Source organism: Cyanobium sp. FACHB-13342 (genome assembly GCF_014697415.1).
Lineage (GTDB): Bacteria > Cyanobacteriota > Cyanobacteriia > PCC-6307 > Cyanobiaceae > Cyanobium_A.
This window is the reverse complement of record NZ_JACJRT010000003.1, coordinates 17,350-41,607: the sequence shown is the minus strand read 5'-3', so window position 1 is coordinate 41,607 and position 24,258 is coordinate 17,350. Positions and strand designations below refer to the sequence as shown.

The 24,258-nt window shown below is 69.3% G+C and carries 25 protein-coding genes and 1 riboswitch; of the genes, 9 read left to right on the top strand and 16 right to left on the bottom strand.

All coding sequences use genetic code 11. The annotated features are described in order from the left end of the window. Nucleotides 1-3: 3 nt before the first annotated feature. Together fabF and tkt are read left to right on the top strand one after the other, a co-directional pair. On the top strand, nt 4-1,251 hold the full coding sequence (gene fabF, locus H6G16_RS01690; RefSeq protein WP_190388607.1) for a beta-ketoacyl-ACP synthase II: 1,248 nt from the start codon (nt 4-6) through the stop codon (nt 1,249-1,251). A 34-nt stretch (nt 1,252-1,285) separates the two neighbouring features. After that, complete coding sequence (gene tkt, locus H6G16_RS01685) at nt 1,286-3,292, top strand: transketolase (RefSeq protein ID WP_190388606.1); 2,007 nt, start codon at nt 1,286-1,288, stop codon at nt 3,290-3,292. Nucleotides 3,293-3,448: 156 nt separating this feature from the next. Here the strand turns inward: tkt and thiC are convergent, their stop codons facing one another. The 6 genes from thiC to ruvB form a co-directional block, all read right to left on the bottom strand. Further along, complete coding sequence (gene thiC / locus H6G16_RS01680; protein WP_190388605.1) at nt 3,449-4,831, bottom strand: phosphomethylpyrimidine synthase ThiC; 1,383 nt, start codon at nt 4,829-4,831, stop codon at nt 3,449-3,451. Between the two features lie 57 nt (nt 4,832-4,888). Then, a riboswitch (TPP riboswitch) is annotated at nt 4,889-5,006 on the bottom strand. Nucleotides 5,007-5,037: 31 nt separating this feature from the next. Further along, nucleotides 5,038-5,628, bottom strand: coding sequence for a HEAT repeat domain-containing protein (locus H6G16_RS01675; RefSeq protein WP_190388604.1), 591 nt, complete (start codon nt 5,626-5,628; stop codon nt 5,038-5,040). Beyond that, nucleotides 5,625-5,843 carry a DUF3188 domain-containing protein gene (locus tag H6G16_RS01670; RefSeq protein WP_347238753.1) on the bottom strand — a complete coding sequence of 73 codons (219 nt, stop codon included), beginning with the start codon at nt 5,841-5,843 and terminating at the stop codon, nt 5,625-5,627. The genes H6G16_RS01675 and H6G16_RS01670 overlap by 4 nt, the downstream gene beginning before the upstream one ends. Continuing rightward, complete coding sequence (locus H6G16_RS01665; RefSeq protein WP_190388603.1) at nt 5,840-7,072, bottom strand: amidohydrolase; 1,233 nt, start codon at nt 7,070-7,072, stop codon at nt 5,840-5,842. The genes H6G16_RS01670 and H6G16_RS01665 overlap by 4 nt, the downstream gene beginning before the upstream one ends. A 28-nt stretch (nt 7,073-7,100) precedes the next feature. Next, nucleotides 7,101-7,883: a tetratricopeptide repeat protein gene (locus H6G16_RS01660; protein WP_190388602.1), complete on the bottom strand. Its 783-nt coding sequence runs from the start codon at nt 7,881-7,883 to the stop codon at nt 7,101-7,103. A gap of 16 nt (nt 7,884-7,899) precedes the next feature. Next, nucleotides 7,900-9,012 (bottom strand): Holliday junction branch migration DNA helicase RuvB, encoded by a 1,113-nt coding sequence (gene ruvB, locus H6G16_RS01655; RefSeq protein WP_190388601.1) that lies wholly within the window; start codon nt 9,010-9,012, stop codon nt 7,900-7,902. A 62-nt stretch (nt 9,013-9,074) separates the two neighbouring features. On the opposite strand from ruvB, the gene smpB reads away from it, so the two are divergent. After that, nucleotides 9,075-9,572 carry an SsrA-binding protein SmpB gene (gene smpB, locus H6G16_RS01650; RefSeq protein ID WP_190388600.1) on the top strand — a complete coding sequence of 166 codons (498 nt, stop codon included), beginning with the start codon at nt 9,075-9,077 and terminating at the stop codon, nt 9,570-9,572. A gap of 82 nt (nt 9,573-9,654) precedes the next feature. Here the strand turns inward: smpB and H6G16_RS01645 are convergent, their stop codons facing one another. Then, nucleotides 9,655-11,643 (bottom strand): phosphotransferase, encoded by a 1,989-nt coding sequence (locus H6G16_RS01645; protein ID WP_190388599.1) that lies wholly within the window; start codon nt 11,641-11,643, stop codon nt 9,655-9,657. Further along, nucleotides 11,643-12,644 carry a cysteine synthase A gene (locus H6G16_RS01640; RefSeq protein ID WP_190388598.1) on the bottom strand — a complete coding sequence of 334 codons (1,002 nt, stop codon included), beginning with the start codon at nt 12,642-12,644 and terminating at the stop codon, nt 11,643-11,645. Before H6G16_RS01640 ends, H6G16_RS01645 begins: the two co-directional genes overlap by 1 nt. A gap of 66 nt (nt 12,645-12,710) precedes the next feature. Here H6G16_RS01640 and egtB point away from each other — a divergent pair, with 66 nt between their 5' ends. The 5 genes from egtB to H6G16_RS01615 all read left to right on the top strand — a co-directional run bounded on the left by egtB (nt 12,711) and on the right by H6G16_RS01615 (nt 16,522). Continuing rightward, complete coding sequence (gene egtB / locus H6G16_RS01635; protein ID WP_242036102.1) at nt 12,711-13,922, top strand: ergothioneine biosynthesis protein EgtB; 1,212 nt, start codon at nt 12,711-12,713, stop codon at nt 13,920-13,922. A 15-nt stretch (nt 13,923-13,937) separates the two neighbouring features. After that, on the top strand, nt 13,938-14,891 hold the full coding sequence (gene egtD, locus H6G16_RS01630) for an L-histidine N(alpha)-methyltransferase (protein WP_190388597.1): 954 nt from the start codon (nt 13,938-13,940) through the stop codon (nt 14,889-14,891). Nucleotides 14,892-14,908: 17 nt separating this feature from the next. Further along, nucleotides 14,909-15,145 carry a hercynine metabolism small protein gene (locus tag H6G16_RS01625; RefSeq protein ID WP_190388596.1) on the top strand — a complete coding sequence of 79 codons (237 nt, stop codon included), beginning with the start codon at nt 14,909-14,911 and terminating at the stop codon, nt 15,143-15,145. Then, nucleotides 15,142-15,612, top strand: coding sequence for a hercynine metabolism protein (locus H6G16_RS01620; RefSeq protein WP_190388595.1), 471 nt, complete (start codon nt 15,142-15,144; stop codon nt 15,610-15,612). The genes H6G16_RS01625 and H6G16_RS01620 overlap by 4 nt, the downstream gene beginning before the upstream one ends. A 94-nt stretch (nt 15,613-15,706) precedes the next feature. Beyond that, entirely contained in the window at nt 15,707-16,522 is an 816-nt protein-coding gene (locus H6G16_RS01615) for an ElyC/SanA/YdcF family protein (RefSeq protein WP_190388594.1), read from the top strand. A 22-nt stretch (nt 16,523-16,544) separates the two neighbouring features. On the opposite strand, the gene H6G16_RS01610 is transcribed toward H6G16_RS01615, so the two are convergent. The 7 genes from H6G16_RS01610 to H6G16_RS01580 all read right to left on the bottom strand — a co-directional run bounded on the left by H6G16_RS01610 (nt 16,545) and on the right by H6G16_RS01580 (nt 23,063). Then, nucleotides 16,545-16,808 carry a hypothetical protein gene (locus H6G16_RS01610; protein WP_190388593.1) on the bottom strand — a complete coding sequence of 88 codons (264 nt, stop codon included), beginning with the start codon at nt 16,806-16,808 and terminating at the stop codon, nt 16,545-16,547. Nucleotides 16,809-16,851: 43 nt separating this feature from the next. Next, nucleotides 16,852-18,372: a lysine--tRNA ligase gene (gene lysS / locus H6G16_RS01605; protein ID WP_190388592.1), complete on the bottom strand. Its 1,521-nt coding sequence runs from the start codon at nt 18,370-18,372 to the stop codon at nt 16,852-16,854. A gap of 58 nt (nt 18,373-18,430) precedes the next feature. Beyond that, nucleotides 18,431-19,216 carry a response regulator transcription factor RpaB gene (rpaB, locus tag H6G16_RS01600; RefSeq protein ID WP_190388591.1) on the bottom strand — a complete coding sequence of 262 codons (786 nt, stop codon included), beginning with the start codon at nt 19,214-19,216 and terminating at the stop codon, nt 18,431-18,433. A gap of 206 nt (nt 19,217-19,422) precedes the next feature. After that, nucleotides 19,423-20,766: an extracellular solute-binding protein gene (locus tag H6G16_RS01595; protein ID WP_190388590.1), complete on the bottom strand. Its 1,344-nt coding sequence runs from the start codon at nt 20,764-20,766 to the stop codon at nt 19,423-19,425. A gap of 4 nt (nt 20,767-20,770) precedes the next feature. Then, entirely contained in the window at nt 20,771-21,274 is a 504-nt protein-coding gene (locus H6G16_RS01590; protein WP_190388589.1) for a rod shape-determining protein MreD, read from the bottom strand. Then, nucleotides 21,271-22,011, bottom strand: coding sequence for a rod shape-determining protein MreC (gene mreC, locus H6G16_RS01585; RefSeq protein WP_190388588.1), 741 nt, complete (start codon nt 22,009-22,011; stop codon nt 21,271-21,273). Before mreC ends, H6G16_RS01590 begins: the two co-directional genes overlap by 4 nt. Before the next feature lie 5 nt (nt 22,012-22,016). After that, entirely contained in the window at nt 22,017-23,063 is a 1,047-nt protein-coding gene (locus tag H6G16_RS01580) for a rod shape-determining protein MreB (protein ID WP_190388587.1), read from the bottom strand. Between the two features lie 127 nt (nt 23,064-23,190). Between H6G16_RS01580 and H6G16_RS01575 the strand changes: the two genes are divergently transcribed. After that, on the top strand, nt 23,191-23,583 hold the full coding sequence (locus tag H6G16_RS01575) for a single-stranded DNA-binding protein (RefSeq protein ID WP_190388586.1): 393 nt from the start codon (nt 23,191-23,193) through the stop codon (nt 23,581-23,583). 14 nt (nt 23,584-23,597) lie between these two features. Here the strand turns inward: H6G16_RS01575 and H6G16_RS01570 are convergent, their stop codons facing one another. Further along, nucleotides 23,598-24,257, bottom strand: coding sequence for a DedA family protein (locus tag H6G16_RS01570; protein WP_190388585.1), 660 nt, complete (start codon nt 24,255-24,257; stop codon nt 23,598-23,600). Nucleotide 24,258: the final 1 nt, after the last annotated feature.

The following is a 24,258-nucleotide window of genomic DNA, read 5'->3' as shown; positions in this document are numbered from 1 at the left end:
CCCATGGTGCAGGGTCTCCAGCGCGTCGTCGTCACCGGCCTAGGCGCGGTCACACCGATCGGCAATGACGTTTCCAGCTATTGGGAAGGTCTGAGTACGGCACGCAATGGCGTGGCGGGGATCACCCTGTTTGATGCCAGCCGCCACGCCTGTCACTTTGCCGCCGAGGTCAAGGATTTCGATCCCTCCGGTTGGCTGGAGCCCAAGGAATCCAAGCGCTGGGACCGGTTCTGCCAGTTCGGGGTGGTGGCAGCCAAACAGGCCGTTGCCCATGCGGGCCTCACCATCGACGAAACCAACCAACATCGGGTCGGCACCGCCATCGGCTCCGGCGTAGGTGGCTTGTTGATGATGGAAAGCCAGGCCCACGTGTTGAAGGATCGCGGCCCCGATCGGGTCAGCCCGTTCTGCGTGCCGATGATGATCCCCAACATGGCCACCGGCCTGGCGGCGATTGCCCTCGGTGCCAAGGGCCCCAGCAGCGCGGTGGCCACGGCCTGCGCCGCCGGCTCCAATGCCATCGGCGATGCCTTCCGACTGATCCAGCTGGGCCTGGCCGATGTGATGGTGGCCGGAGGGGCCGAGTCGGCGATCACCCCCCTAGGGGTCGCCGGATTTGCCAGTGCCAAGGCCCTGTCCTTCCGCAACGATGATCCCGCCACCGCCAGCCGTCCCTTCGACGCGGAGCGCAACGGCTTCGTGATCGGTGAGGGCGCCGGCGTGCTGGTGCTGGAAAGCCTGGACCATGCCAAGGCCCGGGGGGCCCAGATCCTGGCCGAGGTCGTGGGCTATGGCATGACCTGCGACGCCCACCACATCACCTCCCCCTCCCCGGGGGGGATCGGTGGTGCCGAAGCCATGCGCCTCGCCCTGCGGGATGCCCAGCTCGAGCCCGAGGCCGTTGATTACGTCAACGCCCACGGCACCAGCACCCAGGCCAACGACAGCAACGAGACCTCCGCCATCAAGAGCGCCCTCGGTGAGCGGGCCTACCGGATTCCGGTGAGCTCCACCAAGTCGATGACCGGCCACCTCCTCGGTGGCAGCGGCGGCATTGAGGCCGTTGCTGCGGTGCTGGCGATGGAACACAACCTCGTTCCGCCTACCATCAATTACCAAAATCCGGATCCTGCCTGTGATCTGGATGTGGTTCCCAACCAGGCCAGGGAACACACCCTCAACGTGGTGCTCTCCAACTCCTTCGGGTTTGGCGGTCACAACGTCTGCCTGGCGTTCCGCCGTATGGCGTGACCCTTCCCCTCCCTAACCCGTACCTGCCTTAGCCATGGTCGTCGCTCCCTCCGCATCCGTCGAATCGCTCTGCATTAACAGCATTCGCTTCCTGGCCATCGACGCGGTCAACAAGTCGAACTCGGGCCACCCGGGGCTGCCGATGGGCTGCGCGCCGATGGCATTCGCGCTGTGGGACAAGGTGCTCAAGCACAACCCCAAGAACCCCAAGTGGTTCAACCGGGACCGCTTCGTGCTCTCGGCCGGCCATGGCTGCATGCTGCTGTACGCCCTGCTCCACCTCACGGGCTACGACTCGGTGACCCTGGACGACATCAAGGAATTCCGCCAGTGGGGCAGCCGCACTCCCGGACATCCGGAAACCTTCGAGACGCCCGGGGTTGAAGTCACCACCGGCCCCCTGGGCCAGGGCATCTCCAACGCCGTGGGCCTGGCCATCGCCGAAGCCCACCTGGCCGCCAAGTTCAACAAGCCTGGCTGTGAACTCGTCGATCACTACACCTACGTGATCATGGGCGACGGCTGCAACCAGGAGGGCGTGAGCGGTGAGGCCGCCTCCCTGGCCGGTCACCTGGGCCTGGGCAAGCTGATCGCCCTCTACGACGACAACCACATCACCATCGACGGCAACACCGCCGTGTCCTTCACCGAGGACGTGATGAAGCGCTACGAGGCCTACGGCTGGCATGTCCAGCACGTGCCCGATGGCAACACCGATGTGGCGGGCATCGCCCGGGCCATTGAGGCGGCCAAGGCCGTCACCGACAAGCCCAGCCTGATCAAGGTGACCACCACCATCGGCTACGGCTCCCCCAATAAGGCCAACACGGCCGGCGTCCACGGAGCGGCCCTCGGCGCCGATGAAGCCGAACTCACCCGCAAGGCCCTCGATTGGAGCTATGGCCTGTTCGAGGTGCCCCAGGACGCCTACGACCACTGGCGCCAGGCGATCAGCCGTGGCGAAGCTCTGGAATCGGCCTGGAACGCCACCCTGGCCACCTACCGCAGCCAGTACCCCGCCGAAGCTGCCGAATTCGAGCGCCAGCTGCGCGGTGAACTCCCCCAGGGCTGGGATGCCTCCCTGCCCAGCTTCAGCCCCGAAGACAAGGGCCTGGCGACGCGCCAGCACTCCTACAACGCCCTGAATGCCTTTGGCCCCAACCTGCCCGAACTGATCGGCGGCTCGGCCGACCTCACCCACTCCAACCTCACCGACATCAAGGGCGAAGCCAGCTTCCAGAAAGGCGGTGAAGCCAACCGCTACCTGCACTTCGGGGTGCGCGAGCACGCCATGGCCGCGATCATGAACGGCATCGCGTACCACGGCAGCGGCCTGATCCCCTATGGCGGCACCTTCCTGGTGTTCGCGGGCTACATGATCGGTGCCATGCGCCTGTCGGCCCTGAGCGAGCTGGGCTGCATCTACGTGCTCACCCACGACTCGATCGGCCTGGGCGAAGACGGCCCCACCCACCAGCCGGTGGAAACCCTCGCCAACCTGCGCGCCATCCCCAACCTGCTGGTGATCCGCCCCGGTGACGGCAACGAAACCATGGGCGCCTACCAGGTGGCCGTCACCAACCGCAAGCGCCCCACGGTGCTCGCCCTCAGCCGCCAGGCCATGGCGAACCAGGCCGGTTCGGCCGCAGCCCATGTGGCCAAGGGCGGCTACATCCTGGAAGACAGCAACGGCAGTCCCGATCTGATCCTGATCGGCTCTGGCACCGAGCTTGAGCTCTGCACCAAGGCCGCAGCCCAGCTGCGCGCCGAAGGCAAGAACGTCCGCGTGGTGTCCATGCCCTGTGTGGAACTGTTCGAGGAACAGGACGCCGCCTACCGTGAGAGCGTGCTGCCCGCCGCCTGCCGCAAGCGCCTGGTGGTGGAAGCCTCCAGCAGCTTCGGCTGGCACAAGTACACCGGCTTCGACGGCGACACCGTCTCGATCGACCGCTTCGGCGCCTCGGCCCCCGGCCCCGTCTGCCTCGAGAAGTTCGGCTTCACCGTCGACAACGTGGTGGCCAAGGCCAAAGCCCTGGGCTGAATCGCTTAGCTGGCCTGCCGATTGGCAGACCACTCCCTCCTCGCCCCGCCAAATTGGCGGGGCTTTTTGTTGGCGGCAATCGGGATGCAAAAGCACAAAAAAGCCCGGGACTAACCCGGGCTTGGCTTGAACGGAACGACCGCGAACGCGACGCGCTCAGACCGCCGCGGCCTCACCAGCTTTCTGCTCCGCCAGCACCTGCTCCAGACCGGCCAGATCCTCATCGGTGATCTTGGTTTGCATCGGGCAGTGCTTGGGGCCGCACATGGAACAGAACTCGGCCTGCTTGTAGATGTCGGCGGGCAGGGTTTCGTCGTGATATTCGCGGGCCCGCTCGGGATCCAGCGAGAGGTCGAACTGCTTGTTCCAGTCGAAGGCGTAACGGGCGCGGCTCAGTTCATCGTCGCGGTCGCGGGCACCGGGCCGGTGGCGGGCGATGTCGGCGGCGTGGGCGGCGATCTTGTAGGCGATCAGGCCTTCACGCACATCTTCGGCGTTAGGCAGGCCCAAGTGCTCCTTGGGGGTCACGTAGCAGAGCATGGCCGTGCCATACCAACCGGCCATCGCTGCCCCAATGGCGCTGGTGATGTGGTCATAGCCGGGAGCGATGTCGGTGACTAACGGCCCGAGCACATAGAAGGGGGCCTCGCTGCACTCCTCCATCTGCTTTTTGACGTTGAACTCGATCTGATCCATCGGCACATGGCCCGGACCCTCCACCATCACCTGGATGTCGTGCTCCCAGGCGCGGCGGGTGAGCTGGCCCAGGGTTTTCAGTTCGGCCAGCTGGGCCGCATCGGAGGCGTCGTGCTGGCAACCCGGCCGCAGCGAATCGCCCAGGGAGAAGGTGCAGTCGTAGCGCTTGAAGATTTCGATGATGTCATCGAAATGGGTGAACAGGGGATTCTGTTTGTGGTGATAAAGCATCCACTGGGCCAGGATCCCGCCACCCCGGCTCACGATGCCGGTGATGCGACCCTTCACCAGCGGCAGGTGCTCAATCAACAGGCCGGCGTGGATCGTCTGGTAATCGACCCCCTGCTGGCAGTGCTTCTCAATGATGTGCAGGAAGTCGTCAGCGTCGAGCTTCTCGATGGAGCCATGCACGCTCTCGAGCGCCTGATACACGGGCACCGTGCCGATCGGCACCGGCGACGCGTTGATGATCGCCGTGCGCACCTCATCGAGGTTGACGCCCCCGGTGGAGAGATCCATCACCGTGTCGGCGCCGTATTTCACCGCCAGGCGCAGTTTGGCCACCTCCTCATCGAGATCGGACGCATTGGGGGAGGCGCCGATGTTGGCGTTCACCTTGCAGCGGCTGGCGATGCCGATGGCCATCGGCTCCAGGTTGGGGTGGTTGATGTTGGCCGGGATGATCATGCGGCCCCGCGCCACCTCCTCCATCACCAGCGATTCGGGCAAGTTTTCCCGCTGGGCCACATAGGCCATCTCTTCGGTCACCACGCCCTGGCGGGCGTAATGCATCTGGGAATAATTCGCGGTGCCGCGACGCTTCTCGATCCAGGCGCTGCGCATGACGGGCTGTGGCGAAGAACAGATTCCGCCCGTGGGCGGAGGGGGTCCAGAGCCGAGCCGAGTTCGTTTCCACTTCCCTGCGCCGGCATGACCCGGATCAGGTTCGGAGGGTGTGATCTCAGCCCGAGGCCGCACGGCGGATTGGGCCGGCAGCGGGGCACCCCTAGTGACAAACGAAACCTAGCAAGGCCGTAACCGGCTGGGGCTCAGCCCTGCAACCCGTTCAGCGCCGCGGCCACCACCCGGTGATCAGCATCAGCCTGGAGCTGCTGCAGCAGGGTGCGAGCTTCGGCATCGTCGCGGTCGCGCACCAGCCGGCCGAGGATCTCGGCCCCACCCACCCGCACGGTGCCGTCGGCGTCGGTGATGGCCATCGCCGCCAGGTCCAGCAGCCAGGCGGGGTTAATGGCGGGCTGCTCGGCCAGGGCCGAGAGGATGCTGCAGCGCACCAGCCACTGCTGGTCGGCCGCAAACACCTCCCGCAGCAGGGGCCAGGCCCGCTCCAAGGAGTGACTCACCAGGGAGTTGGCGGCCTCCGCCCGCACGTTGGCATCCTCGTCGTGCTGCACGGCGTTCACCAGGGCCTGCCAGCCCTCCTCGCTCTGCTTCACCCCCAGACCGGCACAGCTGAGCGAGCGCACCATGAAGATCCCCTGCTCCAGCCCCAACAACAACAGGGGCACGGCCTGGTCCACCGGCACCTCCCGCAGGCCCACCAGGGCAGGCATGGCCCGGCTGGGATCGCCGGAGGCAATGGCGTCCCGCAGGGCGGACAGATCGGGGGAGGGGTTGGTCATACCCCTCCATCGTGACGCAGGGCCGCCAGCAACTCCCGCCGCCGCCGCCGCCGGCCCAGGGCACTGGTGACCAGCAGGCCCGTGCCAATCAGCAGCGCTGGCAGGGCCGGCAGGCGGTCGACACCGCGGCGCTGCAGCAACACCAGCAGGGCCAGCAGGATCAGCAGGGGCGAAGCCAGCGCCAGCCATCCCCGCAGCCAGGGCCGCTGCCTCACGGGCGCCGCTCCATCCAACGCAGCAGACTCCAGGTGAGCACCTGGATGCCCACCGGCAGGGCCGCCTCATCGGGGGCAAAGGTGTTGCTGTGCAGCGGGGTGCAGCCCTGGGGCCCGGCCACGCCGAGCCGAAACATCGTGCCGCGGGTGTCTTCGAGCAGCTCGGCGAAATCCTCAGCGCCAAGCGACGGCTGCTCCAGCCAATGCACCTGGGAGCGGCCCAACCGCTCCACCGCGGCATCGGCCACCAGTTCGGTGAGGGCCGGATCGTTGTGCACCGGCGGCGAAATCACCCGGTAGCGCACCCGGGCCTCACCGCCATGGCCCCGGCAGAGGGCCTGCACCGTGTCTTCAATCCAGCCGGGCAGCTGGGCGTGCACGTCGGTGTCGAGGCAACGCACCGTGCCGAGCAGACGCACGTGGTCGGCGATCACGTTGAAGGCCTTGCCGCCCTCGATCCGCCCGAAGCTCACCACCACCGGGTGCAGGGCATCGAGGCGGCGGCTGATCGCCTCCTGCAGGCCACTCACCACCCGGGCCGCGATCCAGATGGCATCGGTGCTCTGGTGGGGCCGGGCCCCGTGGCCACCCTCGCCCAGCACCTCCACCTCCAGCTCCCCCGCCGCCGCGGTGAGGCTGCCGCTGCGCACGCCGATCGTGCCCGCCGGCAGGCTGGGGAACACATGCACGCCAAACAGCGCCTCCACCCCCTCCATGGCGCCATCGGCCTTCATCCAGGCCGCCCCCTGGGCCGTTTCCTCCGCCGGCTGGAACAGCAGCCGCACCCGGGCCGTGAGCCGTTCGGGTGCTCGCTCGGCCACCCCGGCGAGCAACCGCGCCACCCCCAGCCCCACGGCGGTGTGGAGGTCGTGGCCGCAGGCATGCATCAGGCCCTGCTGGGTGGAGGCGTAGTCGAGGCCGGTGCGCTCCTCCACCGGCAGGGCGTCCATGTCCACCCGCAAGGCCACCAGGGGCGAGGGGCGGCCATCGGCGCCCCGCTGCGGCCCCAGTTCAGCCACCACTCCAGTGCGGCCGACCCCCTCGCGCACCTGCCAGCCCCAGCGGCGCAGCTCCCCGGCCACCAGGGCAGCCGTCTGCTGTTCGTGGCCGCTGAGCTCGGGGTGGCGGTGAATGTGGCGCCGCAGCTGGATCAGCTCCGGCAACACCGCGGCCAGGGTGTCGTCGAGCCCCAGCTCATGCCAATTCAGGGTGCAGGGTGTGGCCGTCATGCAGGTCGCCGGATTCAGGAGGCCCTGTTCAGGAAGACAAGGCCAGGAATTGCGCCAGAGCTTCCACCGGCTCAGGGGGCCAGCGCCGCGTCGATCGCAACCATTCTTGCTGGCGGTAGCGCGGATCGAGGCCGGAGGCTGCGGCCCAGTTGCTCTCCGCCTCACCGCTGGCCCCCTTCTGCCACAGCAGGGCCGTGAGCGCAGCACGGGCATCGGCAAACAGGGGGTAGCGGCGAATCAGGTTGCGCAGCTCCCGCTCGGCTGCCACCCGATCGCCGAGCTGAAAGGCGGCCAGGGCAGCACTGGAGCGGGCCATGGCAAAGCCGGGCCGGGCCAGGGATGCAGCCTCAAAGCTGCTGCGGGCAGCGGCCCAGTCGCCCAGGGAGCCCTGAACATTGCCGAGGTTGTACAGGGCCGAAGCCCGCGGTTCGCCCGCGTCCTGCGGGGCCCGCTCCAGGATCCAGCGGTAGTCGGCCTCGGCGGCAGCCCACTCGCCCAGGGCCTCCTCGGCGGTGCCGCGGTTGAGGTGGGGATCGGGACTCTCGCCATCGAGGGCCATGGACCGGGTCTGGTCGGCGATGGCGGCCCGGGGATCGCCCAGGGCCAGCTGCACGTTGCCGCGGTTGCTCCAGGCCGCCGCATCCCCCGGGGCCACCTCCAGCACCTGGTTCCAGAGGGGCAGGGCCTCGGCGAAGCGCCCTTCCCGGCTGGCGCTGAGGGCCTGATCAAACAGCTGGGGCAGGGGAACGGCGGCCAGCGCCGGAGTAACCAGCACCTGCCAACCCAGCAGCAGGGCGATCAGGGTGGCCATCACGACCGAAGCCCGCTCATGCCGCCGCCCCGGTGGGCCAGCCCAGGTGACTGCGACCCGCCGGGGTGACCACCCGGCCACGGGGCGTGCGCTGCAGGAAGCCGAGCTGCAGCAGGTAGGGCTCCACCACTGCTTCCAGGGTGGCGGAATCCTCGCCCAGGCCCGCCGCCAAGGTGTCGAGGCCCACGGGGCCGCCGCCATAGCCCTCCAGCATCAAGGTGAGCAGGCGCCGGTCACTGGCATCGAGGCCGCGGTCGTCGACACGGTGCAGGCTGAGGGCCTCGGCCACCAGGGCCGCACCGATCCGGCCATGACCCCGCACCGAGGCCACATCACGCACCCGGCGCAGCAGGCGGTTGGCGATGCGGGGGGTGCCACGGCAACGACGCGCCACCTCCAGGGCCGCATCGGGCTCCAAGCTGATCTGCAGCAGGCCCGCGGCCCGCTCCACGATCGCCTGGAGATCATCAAGACCGTAAAACTCCAGCCGCTGGATCAGGCCAAAGCGATCCCGCAGCGGCGAGCTCAGGGAGCCAGCCCGGGTGGTGGCGCCCACCAAGGTGAAGGGAGGCAAATCCAAACTGCGGGTGCGGGCCGTGGTGCCTTTGCCCACGGTGAGGTCGAGGCGGAAGTCCTCCATGGCCGGATAGAGGATCTCCTCGGCCACCCGGTTGAGCCGGTGAATCTCGTCGATGAACAGCAGCTCATGGGGCTGGAGGTTCACCAGCAGGCCCACGATGTCGCGCGGGCGCTCCAGGGCCGGCGCACTGGTGATGCGGCAGCGCACCCCCAGCTCCTCGGCCAGCACGAGGGCCATGGTGGTTTTGCCCAGGCCGGGAGGGCCGTAGAGCAGCACGTGATCGAGCGCCTCCTGACGGGCCCGGGTGGCCTCCACGGCGATGGCCAGCACCTGCTTGAGCTCGCTCTGGCCGATGTAGTCGGCCAGGCGCCGGGGCCGCAGACCGTCTTCCCGCGAGGACCCCACCCCATCGCTCTCCCTCGCCGCCCCAGCCTCCTCCGGCCCAGGGGCAGGGTCCACCAGGCGCGGCGCCGGCGGCACGTCCGCAGGGCTGGCCGCCCGGCTGGAGCGGCCGCGGGGCGCCGGGGATCCCGAGGAAACGATGGCCATGCAGCGAGGGTACCGGGGGCTCCCTAGGGTCGGGAGATCCAGGGGACGGTTGCGGAGCAGCGATGGCCAAGGGCGGGGGCAAGAAGGGCGCCAAGGCCCAGCGCGATGCCGCCAACAAGCTGCTGGCCGACAACCGCTTCGCCCGCCACCAGTACGAGATTCTCGAAACCCTCGAATGCGGCCTGGAGCTGGTGGGCACCGAGGTGAAATCGATCCGGGCCGGCCAGTGCAACCTGCGCGACGGCTTCTGCCTGATCCGCAAAGGGGAGCTGCAGCTGCACAACGTGCACATCTCGCCCCACAGCCATGCCGGGGCCTACTTCAACCACGAGCCCCTGCGGGTGCGCAAACTGCTGGCCCACCGCCGCGAGATCGAGAAATTGCGGGTGGCCCTCGAGCAGAAAGGGCTCACCCTGATCCCGCTCAACCTGCACCTCAAAGGCTCCTGGATCAAGCTCACGATCGGGCTGGCCAAGGGCCGCAAGCTGCACGACAAGCGCCATGAGGAACGGCGCAAGCAGGACATCAAGGACGCCAAGGCCGCCATCGCCCGGCTCTAGTCCCAGAACCTGTGCAGCCTGTACACAATTCTGGAGGGCCCAACCCAGCAACCACCCCGGCTGGAGTCAGTTCAGTGCGGAGTCAGTTCTCTGGCGATGGCACCGGCGGCGGCGGGGCGGACGGACTGGTGGGTGCCGACGGGGCCGCAGGCGCTTGAACGGCAGGAGCCTGGGGCGTCTCCGGCTGTGCTGGTGGCGCCTGCGGTGAGGGCTCCGGAGTGGCCTGGGCCGGCGGATCCGCCCGCAGGGACAGGGTGATCAAGGCCGGGGCAACACCCTCGTTGGTGACCAGCACTTGCACCGGCGAGCGCTTCTGCGCCCCCAGGCTCACCACCCGCAGGGGCCCCTTGGCCTCCAGCAAGTCGCCGTCGGGACCGAACACGCTCATCTGCATCAAGGGCGAGCCGTTCACCCCCAGCACCAGGCGGTAGCCCGGTGGCAGGCGCACGGGGAACAACCGGGCGCCGCCGGCCTCCACCTGGGCCGAGAGCACCCGGGTTTCCTGGGGCTGGGCCTCAATCGCCTCGATCTGCACATTGGCCAGGCCCTGCTCGGCCGCAGCAAACCAGAGCTGGCGGAAGGGTTCGGGGGGAATGTCGGCGCCGGGTCGACCCGGCAACAGGCTCTGGGCGCTGCCCGAGACCAGTTGGCGCAACACCGCCGAGCTCAGCCCCTGGCTCACCAGGGACTGCTGGCGCCGCTCCCAGTCACCGTTGGTGTAGCTGCCCAGGCGGCGCCGGATGTCGAGGGGGAGTTGCTCCACCCGGGCCAGCCACTCCTCGGAGAGCTCATTCCACACCTTGCGCAGGGGAGCATCCTCCAGGGAATCACTGGGCAGGCGACCGCCCCGCTCCGGGAACTGGGCCAGCAGGCTGGCGTCCACCAGCTTCAAGAACCAGCCCCGATCCACCTGCATGGCCCGCAGCCGGTTGAGCAGCTGCTGGCGCTGGTCCACCTCGGCGGGGGGCAGGCTGTTGGGCAGCTGCAGGGCGGCATCCGGCGTGGGCAGGGCCAGGCGGCCGCGGCTCAGCCACCACCAGCCCAGGGCCGTGCCCACCACGGCCGAGAGCACCAGGGCAATCACCACGGGCCAGATCCCACCCTCGGCGGCCTCCTCCCGTTCCTCCAGACGGCTGCGTTGGGCCGCCGCGGCCGGGGGGGGCGGCGCCACCCGGGGCAACACCGGCTTGGGCGCGCTCACCTGGGGCTCGAGCGGGGGCTCCGGCGCGGGGGCCGGAGGAGCGGGGGGCGGCACCAGGGCCACCGTGCGGTCGGCTCGGGGCACCGGGCCCGTGCTCTCCGGCATGGGCAGGGCCTGAAACGCCACCAGGGCCTGGGAGGCTGAGGCAAAGCGCTCACCGGGCTCCCGGCCCAGCAGGCGACGGATCTGGGCCTGGAGCTCGGGCTCGGCAGAGAAGGCAGCGGGCCAGCGCCAGGCCAGGGTCACCGGATCGAGCAGCCGGGCGGGGTCCTCCCCACTGAGCAACACCAGGGCCACCACCCCCAGGGCATGGAGGTCCATCCAGGGCTCGGGCTCCGCCGCCCGGGCGCGCTCGGGCGGTGCATAACCCGGCGTGACCGCCGGGGTGCCAGCCACCAGGCCGAAGTCGAGCAGCACGGGCAGACCGTCGCTGTCGCGGCGCAGCAGGTTGGCGGGGCTGAGATCGCCATGCACCAGCTCCTGGCTGTGGAGCACCGCCAGCACCGGCAGCAGCTGACGCAGCAGCAGCAGCACCTCACCGGCCCCAAACACCAGCTGGCGCTCGGCGCGGGCCTCCAGCAGCTGGCGGTAGGTACGGCCGGCCTGCCATTCCCGCACCAGCCAGAGCCCCTCCGCGGAGGGGATCGCCGCCCCCAACCGGGGCACCTGGGGATGGAGCACCCCCTGGAGCCGCCCCCAGAGCTGGCGGGCCCGGGCCCCATCGAGCTCGGGACCGAGCAGCCGCAGGGCCATCGGGGCCTCAGCCGCCAGCTGGTCGCTGGCCCGCCAGAGATCGCCCTGGGGGCCCTGACCCAACAGCTGTTCGAGCCGGTAACGCTCGCCGATCACCTGCCCCTGCTGTGCCGCCATCAGCCCACTCCCGCCAGGGCGCGGTCGGGCTGGTGCAGGCCCTTACCGGCGAGCCAGTCGGCGTCATAAAGCCGGGAGCGGTAGCGATCGCCGCTGTCGCACAGCACGGTCACGATGGTGTGGCCAGGCCCCATCCGCCGGGCCGTCTCGACCGCAGCGGCCACGTTGATGCCCACCGAGCCGCCGAGGAACAGGCCCTCCTGCCACAACAGCTGGTAGATCGTCTCGAGGGCGGTCTGGTCGTCGATGCGCACGGCGTCATCAATGGGAGCGCCCTCCAGGTTGGCGGTGACACGGCTGTTGCCAATCCCCTCCGTGATCGAACTGCCCTCACTGCTGAGCTCCCCGCGGGTGGCCCAGGCGTGCAGGGCGCTGCCGTGGGGATCGGCCAGCACACAGCGCATCCGGGGGTTCTGCTCCTTGAGATAGAGGGCCACCCCGGCGTAGGTGCCGCCGGTGCCGGTGGCCGCCACCCAGGCATCCACCTGGCCGTCGGTCTGCTGCCAGATCTCCGGACCGGTGCTGTTGAAGTGGGCGCGGCGGTTGGCCAGGTTGTCGAACTGGTTGGCCCAGACGGCCCCGGGGGTCTCGGCCGCGATCCGACCCGAAAGCTTCACGTAGTTGTTGGGGTCGCGATACGGCACCGCCGGCACCGTGCGCACCTCCGCACCCAAACTGCGCAACAGGCCGATCTTCTCGGCCGACTGGGTGTCGGGAATGACGATCAGGGCCTTGTAGCCCCGGGCATTGCAGAGGTGGGTGAGGCCGATGCCGGTGTTGCCGGCCGTGCCCTCAACCACCGTGCCGCCAGGCTGCAGCAGGCCCTGCTCCTCCGCCTCCAGCAGGATCCCCAGGGCCGCGCGGTCCTTGACCGAGCCGCCGGGATTCATGAACTCGGCCTTGCCGAGGATGGTGCAGCCCGTGAGGGTGCTCAGGGCCTCGAGCCGGATCAGGGGCGTGTTGCCGACGGCGCCCACGAACCCTGCAGTGATTCCGGCCATGCCCACGTGCTGTGCGTGGCGGGATCGTAGGCAAGGTCCCTATGGTCAGTCCTGATTTCAGGCCAAATGGCCAGCGGCGGGATGGGGGAAGAGCTGCGGGCGCGCTACACGCAGGTGCGCCAGCACAGCCTTGCCCTGGTGGCACCGCTCCAACCCGAAGACGTCTGTCTGCAGGGCATGGCCGATGCCAGCCCGCCCAAGTGGCACCTCGGCCACACCACCTGGTTCTTCGAGCAGTTTCTGCTGCGGCCCCAGCTGGAAAAGGGGCTGGACCTGGCCTACGACCCCGCTCCGGCCACCTGGAGCTTTCTGTTCAACAGCTACTACGACGCCGTCGGCGCCCGCCACCCCCGGCCCAAGCGCGGCCTGCTCAGCCGCCCATCCCTCGAGGAGGTGCTGAGTTGGCGGCAGCGGCTGGATGGAGCGGTGCAGACCCTGCTGGAGCAGCTCGAGCCGGGCGATCCCCAGCTGGAGCTGGTGGAGTTGGGCCTGCAGCACGAGCAACAGCACCAGGAACTGCTGTTGATGGACCTGCTGGATGGCTTCAGCCGCAATCCCCTCGAGCCGGCCTATGGCCCCGAGCCTGAAGCCTGCTATCGGGCCAGAGCCGCCGACGAACAGGCCCATTCCGGCGACCCCTGGTTGGAGCACGAAGGAGGTCTGGTGGAAATCGGCCACCCGGGTGGCGCCTTCCATTTCGACAACGAAGCGCCCCGTCATCGCCAGTGGCTGGATCCCTTTGCGATCAGCCCCCAGCTGGTCAGCAACGGTGACTTTGCGGCCTTCATCGCCGATGGCGGATACCGGCGGCCCGAACTCTGGATGAGCGAAGGCTGGGCGATCCAGCAGGCGCGGGGCTGGCAGGCGCCGCGCTACTGGCGCGACGACGGGGAATTCACCCTGGCGGGGCGCCAGCCCCGGCTGGCGGAGCTGCCGGTACGCCACCTCAGCTGGTTTGAAGCCGATGCCTACGCCCGCTGGGCCGGCGTGCGGCTGCCCAGCGAAGCCGAATGGGAGCTGGTCGGGCCCCAGCTGCCCCAGGCCTTTGGCCTGCTGTGGCAGTGGACCGCCAGCCCCTACCGGCCCTATCCGGGCTTTGCGCCCGCCGCCGGGGCGGTGGGGGAATACAACGGCAAATTCATGAGCTCCCAGATGGTGCTGCGCGGCAGCAGCGTGCTCACCCCGGCCGGCCACGAACGGCACACCTACCGGAACTTCTTCCCACCCGCCAGCCGCTGGATGGCCGCGGGGGTGCGCCTGGCCCGCGATGCCGCCTGAGCTGGAGCGCCTGCCATGGATCTGATCGACCTCCACCCCGAACCGGCCGACATCCACCAACTGGTGCTGGAGGGCATGGCCCGCCAGCCCCGCCAGCTGCCGGCCTGGTTGCTGTACGACGCCGAGGGCTCCCGGCTGTTTGAGGCCATCTGCGAACAGCCGGAATATGGCCTCACCCGCACCGAAACGGCCCTGCTGCAGAGCACAGCCCCAGCGCTGGCGACGGCCCTGGGAGCGGGAGTGCTGGTGGAGTTCGGCGCCGGCAACGCCCGCAAGGTGGGACCCCTGCTGGAGGCGCTGCGGCCGCCGGCCTACGTCGCCCTCGACATCAGCGCCGACCACCTGGGCCCCGCTTGCAGGGAGCTGCAGACCCGCCACCCGGCGGTGCCCGTCCTGGGCATCTGCTGCGACTACACCCAGCTCCACCAGCTGCCGGACCACCCCCTGCTCGCAGAGCAGCGGCGGCTGGGCTTCTACCCCGGCAGCTCCCTGGGCAACTTCAGCCCCCCAGAAGCCCAGGAGCTGCTGCGCCAGTTCAGCCAGCTGCTGGGTCCAGGGGCGCGGCTGCTGATCGGCATCGACCAGCCCAAGGCCGTGGCGCGGCTGGAGGCCGCCTACAACGATGCGGCCGGCGTGTCCGCCGCCTTCGCCCGCAACCTGCTGGTGCGGCTCAACCGGGACCTGGCGGGGACCTTCGACCCCGAAGCCTTCGCCTACACGGCCCAATGGCAGCCTGAGCACAGCCGGATCGCCATGGCCCTGGTGAGCAGGCAGCCCCAGACCGTGCAGCTGGCGGGGCGGGCCTGGAGCTTCGCCGCCGGCGAGCCCCTGATCACCGAGTACAGCGTCAAGTACGCCCCGGAGGCCTTCCTCAGCCTGGCCGCGGGCGCCGGCTGGCGGGGCGCCGGCCGCTGGAGCGATCCGGCCGGCGACCTGTCGCTGCACCTGCTGGTGACGGCAGACTCCTGAACAGAGGCAGGAGACCGATGGGTCGGGAAGAACAACGGGCCGCCATGCGCCAGATGCGGGAGGGCCTGATCGCCGAGCTCGAGGAGCTGTATCGCAACGCCTTTGACCGGATCGGCGACCAGGATTTGGGCGAAGGGGCGGTCGCCCGGCTCACCCAACTGCTGCTGCGCTCCCGCGAAGCGGCAATCACACCACTGGAGCAGGAGATTGAGGCGCCGTTGATCACCAGCCCCGCCGGGCAGCCCACCCCGTGAGTTGGCTCGACGAACTGGAGGCGCGGCTGGACCAGCAACTGGCCGCCTTCCTGGCCGCCAACCCCAGCCAGGAGGCCTTGCTGGAGGAGCAGGGGGCACGCGATCGCCAGGCCCGGCTGGTGGGGCAGCGTCGCCAGTTGCAACTGCAGGCCGAACAGGAACGCCAAGCCCTGCTGCACCTGGCCGACGAGATTCGGCGCTGGCAGGAGCGGGTGGGCAAGGCCCGGGCCGCCGGAGCTGGCGCCCTGGCGGAGCGCGCCGAAACCCACCAACAGGGCCTGATGGACCAGGGCCGCCAGCGCTGGCAACACCTGAGCGAACTGGGGGTGCGCTTCGCCGCAGTCGAGCAGGAGCTGCGCGAGCTGGAGAACCGACCTCGCCCACCCCGGGCCTCGAGCCTCGAGCAGGACTGGGCCGCCTTCGAAGCCGAGCAGGCCCTGGAACAGCTGCGGCGGCAGCAGCGCTGACGACGGGCCGACGTTTGGGGTCTCAGCCATTCCGTACAGGTTGTACAGAATCTGAGAGGCCCCACAATCACCGCAGCTGATACGAGCGGCCTGCGTGGGTTTTCTGCTCTCCAAACTGCTGCCGCTGCTGCTCTACCCACTGGGACTGGGCCTGCTGCTGCAACTGCTCGGCCTCGCCGCGGCACCGAAGGGCACGAGCCGGCGCCATCAGGCCAGCCTCTGGCTCGGTGGCGTAGGGGTGGGGCTGATCTGGGTGAGTGCCATGCCCCTCACCAGCCGCCAGCTGATCTGGGGCCTGGAGGAGCGCAGCGCCGCCCTGACACCGGCGGTGCTGCCCCGCGCGGATGCGGTGGTGGTCCTGGGCGGCGGCTTGCGGCCCGCCCTGCCACCGCGCCAGGGTGTGGAGGTAGCGGAAGGCGGCGACCGCCTGCTGCGCGGCCTGCAGCTGGTGCGCCAGGGCCTGGCCCCCCTGTTGGTGACCAGTGGCGGCCGGGTGAGCTTCACCGGCAACGATCCCGCCCCACCAGAAGCCTTTTGGGCCCGGGATCTGGCCCAGCAGCTGGGGCTGCCCGCGGAGCGGATCCTGATCAATCCAGGCTCGCGCACCACGGCCGAAGAGGCACGTGACATCGGCCAATTGGGCCGGCAGCGCGGCTGGCAGCGGGTGCTGCTGGTGACCAGCGCCTTCCACATGCCCCGTTCCCTGGCCACCTTCCGCCAGCGCAGCGGACTGACCGTGGTGCCGGTGGCCTGCGATTACCAGCTGCCGGATCGGGCCCACTACGGCCAACCCACCTTGGGCAACACCCTCAAGAGCTTGTTACCGGAAGCCGAGGCGCTCTACCTGAGCAGCCTTGCGCTCAAGGAGCACCTGGGCCTGGCGATCTACCGGCTGCGGGGCTGGAGCTGACGTGTCTTCAAGCTGGTCTGGTTCAGGCCTTGGGCGCCGGGGGCACGAGGCTGACCCCTTCGGGCGGCGGCGTGGGGTCCGGATCCGCGATCAGCATGTGCTGCAGCACGATTTCGGGGCGCTCGCTGTCACGCCAGCGGATCCGGTAGGCGGGCATTTTGGTGCCGCGGCTGGTGGTCTGCTCCACCGGCTCCATCACCCAACCGCGACGCGAACGACCCTGCGGGTTGCGCTTCACCACAGCATCCGCGTGTTTGAAGCGAAAACCGACGCGCTCGCCACTCATGGAATCGCTGGCCCCGGGAGGGGGAGATTGCCTACTGGCCTGATTATCCCATTGCGCTTGGCCGGCCCTCAGGACGCACCTCGGGACGCAGCAGCGGAAAGGCAATCACATCGCGGATCGAGGGGCTATCGGTGAGCAACATCACCAGGCGGTCGATGCCGATGCCGAGGCCGCCGGTGGGGGGCATGCCCACCTCCAGGGCCTGGAGGAAGTCCTCATCCACCTGCTGGGCCTCGTCGTCCCCGGCGGCCTTGCGGGCCTGCTGGGCCTCTAGGCGCTGGCGCTGGTCCACCGGATCGATCAGTTCGCTGAAGGCATTGGCGGTTTCGCGGCCCACGATGAACAGCTCAAAGCGCTCCACCATCCCCGGCTTGCTGCGGTGGGCCCGGGCCAGGGGCGAATTCTCCACGGGGTAGTCGAGCACGAAGGTGGGCTGGATCAACTCCGCCTCCACCCGCTGCTCAAAGGCCTCCACCAGCAGCCGGCCCACGGAATCGGCCAGAGCCGGCACCTCCAATCCCTGGGCCCCCATCGCGTCGGCCGCCTGGTCGCGACTGCCAAAGCTGGTGAAATCGAGGCCGGTGGCCTCCTGCACTAGCTCGTGCATCGTCACCCGGCGCCAGGGGGGCGTGAGATCGATGTCGGTGCCCTGGTAACTGATCTGGGTGGTGCCGCACACCTGCTGGCACACGTGGGCAATCAGCTGCTCCGTGAGATCCATCATGTCGGTGTAGTCGGCATAGGCCTGGTACACCTCGATCGAGGTGAACTCCGGGTTGTGCCGGGTGCTGATGCCCTCGTTGCGGAAGATCCGGCCCAGCTCGTACACCCGCTCAAAGCCCCCCACCACCAGCCGCTTGAGGTGCAACTCGGTGGCGATCCGCAGGGTGAGGGGCAGGTCGAGGGCGTTGTGGTGGGTTTCAAAGGGCCGGGCATCGGCACCGCCCGGCACGCTCTGCAGCACGGGCGTTTCAATCTCCAGAAACTCCCGCTCATCCAGCCAACGGCGCATGGCACTCACCGCCACGGCCCGGCGCCGGAAGGTTTCACGGGTGTGGGGCGACACGATCAGATCGAGGTAGCGCTGGCGGTAGCGCTTCTCCACATCCGCCAGGCCATGCCATTTGTCGGGCAGGGGCTGGAGCGATTTGGTGAGCATGGTCCAGCCCTTCACCTTCACCGACAGCTCGCCGCGGTCGGTGCGGCGCAGGGTGCCCTGCACGCCGATCAGGTCGCCGGCGTCCACCAAGGAGGTGATGTGGGCAAAGGCCTCCGGATCCTCCGGGAGGGAGGCCTCGAGGGTGGCCTTCTCGATGAAGAGCTGGATTGGACCGGTCTCATCGGCCAGCGTGAAAAAGGCGAGCTTGCCCATCACCCGGCGGGTCATCACCCGGCCAGCCACGGCCACAGCCACGTCGCGCTCTTCGCCGTTGGCCAGATCGGCGTGGGCCTGCTGCAGCGCAGCGGTGCGGTGCGTGGGGTCAAAGCGCAGGGCATAGGGCCCCTGGCCCAAGGCCGCCAGGGCTGCGGCTTTCTCCAGACGGGTCTCGCGCAGCTCCGACAAGGCAGACAGGGGGCTCAACCGGCCCATCCTGCAGGACCGTCAGCCGGGCGGTTGTGCCTCAGGCATTCGCCACCAGGCCAGGGTCGGCCATCCGCTGGGAGGCATAGCCGGTGCCCCGCACCGTGAGAATCAGCTCCGGATTGCGGGGATCGGGCTCAAGTTTGCCGCGCAGGCGGGCGACGTACACATCCACCACCCGCAGGTCGGCGGCGCGGCGGGGCGGATAGCCCCAGAGCTGCTCGAGGATCTCGGCCCGGGGCACCACCCGACCGGGTTCCCGGAACAGCAGCTCCAGCAGGCTGAACTCGGTGTAGGTGAGGCCGATGCGCTCACCATCGCGGGTGACCTGGCGGCGATTGGTGTCCACCACCAGATCCCCCACCCGCAGCACGCCACTGCCGCTCTGCACCTCCCGGGGCTCGGCGGAGGCCGAACCGCGGCCCACCCGGCGCAGGATGGTGGCGATGCGGGCTTCCAGCTCCTTGGGGCTAAAGGGCTTGGGCAGGTAGTCGTCCGCACCCAGATCCAGCCCCGACACCCGCTCAGCAATGGCGTCGAGGGCCGACAGGAAGATGATCGGCACGCAGGATTCGGCCCGCAGGCGACGGCAGACGGCGAAGCCGTCGAGCTTGGGCAGCATCACGTCGAGGACGACGAGATCGGGCTGCTCCTGGTGGAACAGGCTGAGGGCCTCCTCCCCGTCCTCCGCGCAGATCACCCGGTAGCCAGCGAGCTGCAGGCGCATCACCAGCACCCGGCGTACGGCGGCCTCGTCGTCCACCACCATCACGGTGGCCTTCGGATCAGCCGGCGGAGACCCCAGGGACTCGGGAGAGGCGTCCATCAACGGCTCTGATGCTGCCGGATGGAACCCCCGATCCCCCGAACTGGGCCTGTCCTCCGAGGGCATGGGCGGGACGCCGGGATGAAGAATCGCAACCATACCCCTGCACCCGTCCCGCAGTCAGCCCCCAAATCGCCGCCGCCGGAGCCCATCTGGGTCTTTTTAAGGATTTCTGCAGAAACAGACAGAAAGTGGCCCTGCTGATATCAGCCCCACCGGGCCCGGGCGTAGCGGTTCCACTCGTCGGCCGCCGCCGCCAGGGCCACATCGCTGTCCACCTGGCCGAGCATGGCGCGCTGCAGCTGGGTGTAGACGATCGCCTGCAGTCGCTTCACCCCCGGGCTGGCCGGCACCAGCACCCTGGCCCGGCGCAGGGTCTGGGCGGAGAGCAGCCGGGCCCGCTGCACCAGCTGCTCCTGCGGCGTTCCCGCACCGCTGGCCGCCCCCAGGGAAGCCTCCAGCTGCTGCAGGGCCTGGCGGTTGGAGGGCAGCACCCGCGCCTGCTCGGCAAAGGCCAGCTGATTGGGGCCATTGGTGAGATGGAGCGCAAAGCGGGCCGCCTCGGCCGCCAGGGCGCTCTGCTGGGGCACCACCAGATTCATCACGGCCACGTTGGCCTCACCGCCAGCCCCGGTAAGCGGCGCAAAGGGAGCGGTCACCGCCGCAATCCCGGGGGCATTGGTCTGCAGGTTGCGCAGGAAATCCGGGCCGGTGGCCACCTGGGCCAGGTCGCCTGACTGGTACAGCTCGATCGCCCGCCGGTAGCCCTGGCTCACCACCTCCCGCGGCAGCAGACCGCGCCGGTAGAGGTCGCTCCAGAAGGCAAAGGCGCGCCGGCCCGCCTCACTGTTGAACGCGGCCCGATGGTCGTCGCCGAGCAACTGCACCCCCATCTGCACCAGGGTTTCCAGCAGCTCGGCCGAGTCGTCGGGTACGACGGTCACAAACAGGGCGTAGCGGCCCGTGCGGCGGCGCACCGCTTCGGCATAGGCGGGCACCTCGTGCCAGTGGCGCGGCGGCGCCTCGAAACCGGCCCGCTCCAGCAGGCGGCGATTGGCCATGGTGATCCGGGCCGTCAGATACCAGGGAATGGCGAACTGCTGCCCTGCCCCTTGCCCGCCGACGGGTTCGCGACCCGCCTCCCAGATCGCCGGCAGGTAGGCCTCGGCGGCCCCGGCGGGCAGCACGGTGCTGAGATCGCGCAGCCCCCCCTTGCTGGCCAGGTTGGCGGCAAAGGGCGGATTGAGGTTGACCAGGTCGGGCGCGGTGCGGGCAAACACGGCCGCCAGCAACTTGCGCTCCACCGAGCTCCAGGGCACATCGGTCCAGCGCACCCGGAGGCCCGGGTTCTGGTGCTCCCAGGCGGCAATCAAACCCTGGAGATAGCCGTTGAATTTGGGAGCCAGGTCCAGGGTCCAGAAGTTCAGCACCCGTTCGCCGGAGTCGCCACCGGATCGGCCGCAGCTGCCCAGACCCGCCGCCAGCAGGGCGGCGGCAGAACTCCCGCCCAGAAGTTGGAGAAAGCGTCGCCGACCCGGGTCGCGTGCCATCGACTCAGCCTCGCCCGCCGGAGGTTTGCTGGCGCCAGAGCAGCAGCTGCAGGGAGCACAGCAGCGGTGCCAGCAGGCCCGTGAGCAGGGTCTGAGCCAGCCAGGTGTGCAGGGCGGGCGCGGTCTGCCACGCCCCCAGCAGCAGGGCCTGCAGGATCAAGCTGGCGCCGAGCAGGGCCGTGCCCAGCAGGGCCAGCAGGCCCAGGTTGAAACTGCGCTCAATGGGGGGCCCCTTGCGCCCCAACCGGCCCCACCACCACCCCAACAGGGCGAGGGCGGGGATCTCGGTGATCGGGCCGAGATGGAGCCCGTCGAGCAGCAGGCCGAGACCCACGCCGGCCAGGGCCCCGGAGAGCGGGCCATCCACCAGGGCCCAGGGCAGCAGCCACAGCACCGGCCAGGCCGGGGGAACCCCCGCCAGCTTCAACGGCCCCGGCGAAGCCAGCACCAGCCAGGGCACCACCAGGGCCGTGGCCAGACACCAGCCATGGCGGGCCAAACGATTCACGGCAGCCGCACCTGCACCCAGTCGACCGCTTCCACCGGGGCGCTGAGCTGCACCACGGCCTCGGTGGCCGGCACGGCCCGGTCATCAACCGACTGGATCACACCGACGGTGAGGTTGGGCGGCACCAGGGTGCTGGCTGGTGACGTCACCACCACATCGCCGGGGCGCACGCCCGGATCCTTCTCCAGAAAGCGCAGCACGGGCCGGCTGGTGCCGACCCCCGTGAGCAGGCCATGGCGCTGGGTACGGCCCACCCAGACGCCCACACGGCTGCCGGGATCGGTGAGCAGGGCCACGGTGGCCGTGGTCGGCGTCACGCTGGCCACCCGACCCAGCAGCCCGCCGGGCGCCAGCACCGGCAAGCCCGGTCGGATGCCCTGGAGCTCGCCACCGCCGATCACCAGCTGCTGCCACCACCCCCCGGCCTGGCGCGAGATGACGGGCGCGGCCACCTGCTGGCCGCCACGCCCCTGCAGCTCCAGCAAACCCCGCAGCCGGCGGTTGTCGACCTCGAGCTGACGCAGCCGGCTCTGGTCATCGAGACCCTGGGCACTGCGAATCCACTCAGCCTGGGCACTGCCGGGCCAAAAGGGGCGGCTGACCAGGGCGTAGGCATCACTGAAACCCGCCCCCTTGCTGAGCCGCACCCCCACCAGGGCCAGCAGGAGCAGGCCCCAGGGCCAGGCCTGAAGAACCACCCGCAGGGCGGGGAGGCGGAGCCTGCGGCCGGCCGGCATCGGGTTCAGGCGGTCTGACGCACGAAATCAGGGGTGTCGAGCACGCGCTGCAGCCGCTTGTAGTCCTCGAGCACCATGCCGCAACCGTTGACCACGCACAGCAGGGGATCCTCGGCCACGTGGGTGAGGATGCCGGTTTCGTGGCTGATCAGGTCGGTGATGCCGCGCACCTGGGCGCCGCCGCCGGCCAGCATGATGCCGCGATCGACGATGTCAGCCGCCAGCTCGGGCGGCGTGCGCTCCAGGGTGCGCTTGACCGCCTCCACGATCACGTTGAGGGGCTCGGCCATGGCCTCGCGGATGTCACCGGCCCGCACGTTGATGGTGCGCGGCAGGCCGGAGAGCAGGTGCAGACCCCGCACGTCCATAGACGTGTTGTCGTGGGCGTCGTCGGGGAAGGCGGAGCCGATGCGGATCTTGATGTCTTCGGCGGTGCGTTCGCCCACCACCAGGTTGTGCACCTTTTTGAGGTAAACGCCGATCGCATCGCTGAGTTCGTCGCCGGCCACCCGCACCGACTCACTCAGCACCGTGCCGCCCAGGCTCAGCACCGCCACTTCGGTGGTGCCGCCACCGATGTCGACGATCATCGTGCCCACCGCCTCAGTGACGGGCAAGCCAGCGCCGATTGCGGCGGCCACGGGCTCATCAATCAAATGCACCTCGCGGGCACCGGCCAGACCCGCCTCCCGCACCGCCCGGCGCTCGACGCCGGTGACGCCGCTCGGGATGCCGATCACCAGCCGGGGAGCCACGATGCCCCGTCCTTCGTTGGCCTTCTGAATGAAGGTCTTGATCATCTGCTCCGCCGCGTCGAAGTCGGCGATCACGCCATCGCGCAGGGGCCTGACGGCTCGAATGTTGCCGGGGGTGCGGCCGAGCATCATTTTGGCCTCATCGCCCACGGCCAGGGGCACGCCCCTCTCGAGATCGAGGGCCACCACGGAAGGCTCCTGCAGCACGATGCCCTTGCCGGACACGAAAATCAGGGTGTTCGCGGTGCCCAGATCGATCCCGATATCGCGCGAAAACTGAAAACGACGGAAAAACACGGACGCCCGGCCTGCAAGGGTCGAATCATAGGAGGGTGTTACGGACGGCCCGAACGGTGGAACTGATGGGAGGTGGCAACCCAACCGGGTGCCGCATCATTGATCCATCAGCACAGGAGACATCGCCATGGGCGTGAATTCCATCACCCTCGTCGGCCGGGCCGGCCGCGACCCGGAAGTTCGCTATTTCGAATCGGGGAGCGTGGTCGCCAACCTCACCCTCGCCGTCAACCGCCGCAGCTCCGGCGACGAACCCGACTGGTTCAACCTGGAGATCTGGGGCAAACAGGCCCAGGTGGCGGCTGATTACGTCCGCAAGGGAGCCCTGGTGGGCATCATCGGCAGCTTCAAGCTCGACCGCTGGACCGACCGGGCCAGCGGCGAAGAGCGCACCAAACCCGTGATCCGGGTCGACCGGCTGGAACTGCTCGGCTCCAAGCGGGACGCCGAAGCTGGCGGTGGCATGGGCAGCGGCGGCTTTGGTGGCGGAGCCCCCAGCGAGGAGGAAGTGCCCTTCTGAGGCCAGGGCCTCGCTCAGTGGGAGCTGTTGCGCTTGTTCCAGGTGCGCAGCCCCAGCCACACCAGGCCAGCGGCCACGGCCAACACCAGCAGCACTTTGACCCCCTTGGCCACCGGCTCGATCCAGAGCTCCACGTTGGTGTAGCCCTCCCCGAGGGCCAGACCCGCGCAGGTGAGCAGCAGGGTCCAGATCAGGCTGCCGGCGGTGGTCCAGAGCAGAAACGGAACCAGCGGCATCATCTCGATCCCCGCTGGCACGGAGATCAGGGTGCGGATGCCAGGCACCAACCGGCCCCAGAACACCAGGGCCGTGCCGTGACGGGCAAACCAAACCCGACTGCGGTGCAACTCCTGGGGACTGATGCCGATCCAGCGGCCATGGCGCTCGAGCCACTGCTCAAGGCGCTGTTCATTGATCAGCCGGCCAATGCCGTACCAGGGCAGGGCCCCCAGCACGGTGCCCAGCAACCCGGCCAACACCACCGGCAGCAGGGCCAGTTGGCCCTGCTGCACGTAGAAGCCCCCCAGGGGCATGATCAGTTCCGAGGGGATCGGCGGGAACAGGTTCTCGAGGAACATGGCCGCGAAGATGGCGCCGTAGCCCAACCAGGGGTTGGACTCCACCGCCGCACCGATCAGCTGCGGCAGCTGCTGCACCAGATCGCTGATCCCCATC

Bases quoted from the DNA above. Each gene is read 5' to 3' on its own strand.
- fabF (WP_190388607.1), top strand. From the start codon at position 4: ATGGTGCAGGGTCTCCAGCGCGTCGTCGTCACCGGCCTAGGCGCGGTC.
- tkt (WP_190388606.1), top strand. From the start codon at position 1,286: ATGGTCGTCGCTCCCTCCGCATCCGTCGAATCGCTCTGCATTAACAGC.
- thiC (WP_190388605.1), bottom strand. From the start codon at position 4,831: ATGCGCAGCGCCTGGATCGAGAAGCGTCGCGGCACCGCGAATTATTCC.
- H6G16_RS01675 (WP_190388604.1), bottom strand. From the start codon at position 5,628: ATGACCAACCCCTCCCCCGATCTGTCCGCCCTGCGGGACGCCATTGCC.
- H6G16_RS01665 (WP_190388603.1), bottom strand. From the start codon at position 7,072: ATGACGGCCACACCCTGCACCCTGAATTGGCATGAGCTGGGGCTCGAC.
- H6G16_RS01660 (WP_190388602.1), bottom strand. From the start codon at position 7,883: ATGGCCACCCTGATCGCCCTGCTGCTGGGTTGGCAGGTGCTGGTTACT.
- ruvB (WP_190388601.1), bottom strand. From the start codon at position 9,012: ATGGCCATCGTTTCCTCGGGATCCCCGGCGCCCCGCGGCCGCTCCAGC.
- smpB (WP_190388600.1), top strand. From the start codon at position 9,075: ATGGCCAAGGGCGGGGGCAAGAAGGGCGCCAAGGCCCAGCGCGATGCC.
- H6G16_RS01645 (WP_190388599.1), bottom strand. From the start codon at position 11,643: ATGGCGGCACAGCAGGGGCAGGTGATCGGCGAGCGTTACCGGCTCGAA.
- H6G16_RS01640 (WP_190388598.1), bottom strand. From the start codon at position 12,644: ATGGCCGGAATCACTGCAGGGTTCGTGGGCGCCGTCGGCAACACGCCC.
- egtB (WP_242036102.1), top strand. From the start codon at position 12,711: ATGGCCAGCGGCGGGATGGGGGAAGAGCTGCGGGCGCGCTACACGCAG.
- egtD (WP_190388597.1), top strand. From the start codon at position 13,938: ATGGATCTGATCGACCTCCACCCCGAACCGGCCGACATCCACCAACTG.
- H6G16_RS01625 (WP_190388596.1), top strand. From the start codon at position 14,909: ATGGGTCGGGAAGAACAACGGGCCGCCATGCGCCAGATGCGGGAGGGC.
- H6G16_RS01610 (WP_190388593.1), bottom strand. From the start codon at position 16,808: ATGAGTGGCGAGCGCGTCGGTTTTCGCTTCAAACACGCGGATGCTGTG.
- rpaB (WP_190388591.1), bottom strand. From the start codon at position 19,216: ATGGACGCCTCTCCCGAGTCCCTGGGGTCTCCGCCGGCTGATCCGAAG.
- H6G16_RS01595 (WP_190388590.1), bottom strand. From the start codon at position 20,766: ATGGCACGCGACCCGGGTCGGCGACGCTTTCTCCAACTTCTGGGCGGG.
- mreC (WP_190388588.1), bottom strand. From the start codon at position 22,011: ATGCCGGCCGGCCGCAGGCTCCGCCTCCCCGCCCTGCGGGTGGTTCTT.
- H6G16_RS01575 (WP_190388586.1), top strand. From the start codon at position 23,191: ATGGGCGTGAATTCCATCACCCTCGTCGGCCGGGCCGGCCGCGACCCG.
- H6G16_RS01570 (WP_190388585.1), bottom strand. From the start codon at position 24,257: ATGGGGATCAGCGATCTGGTGCAGCAGCTGCCGCAGCTGATCGGTGCG.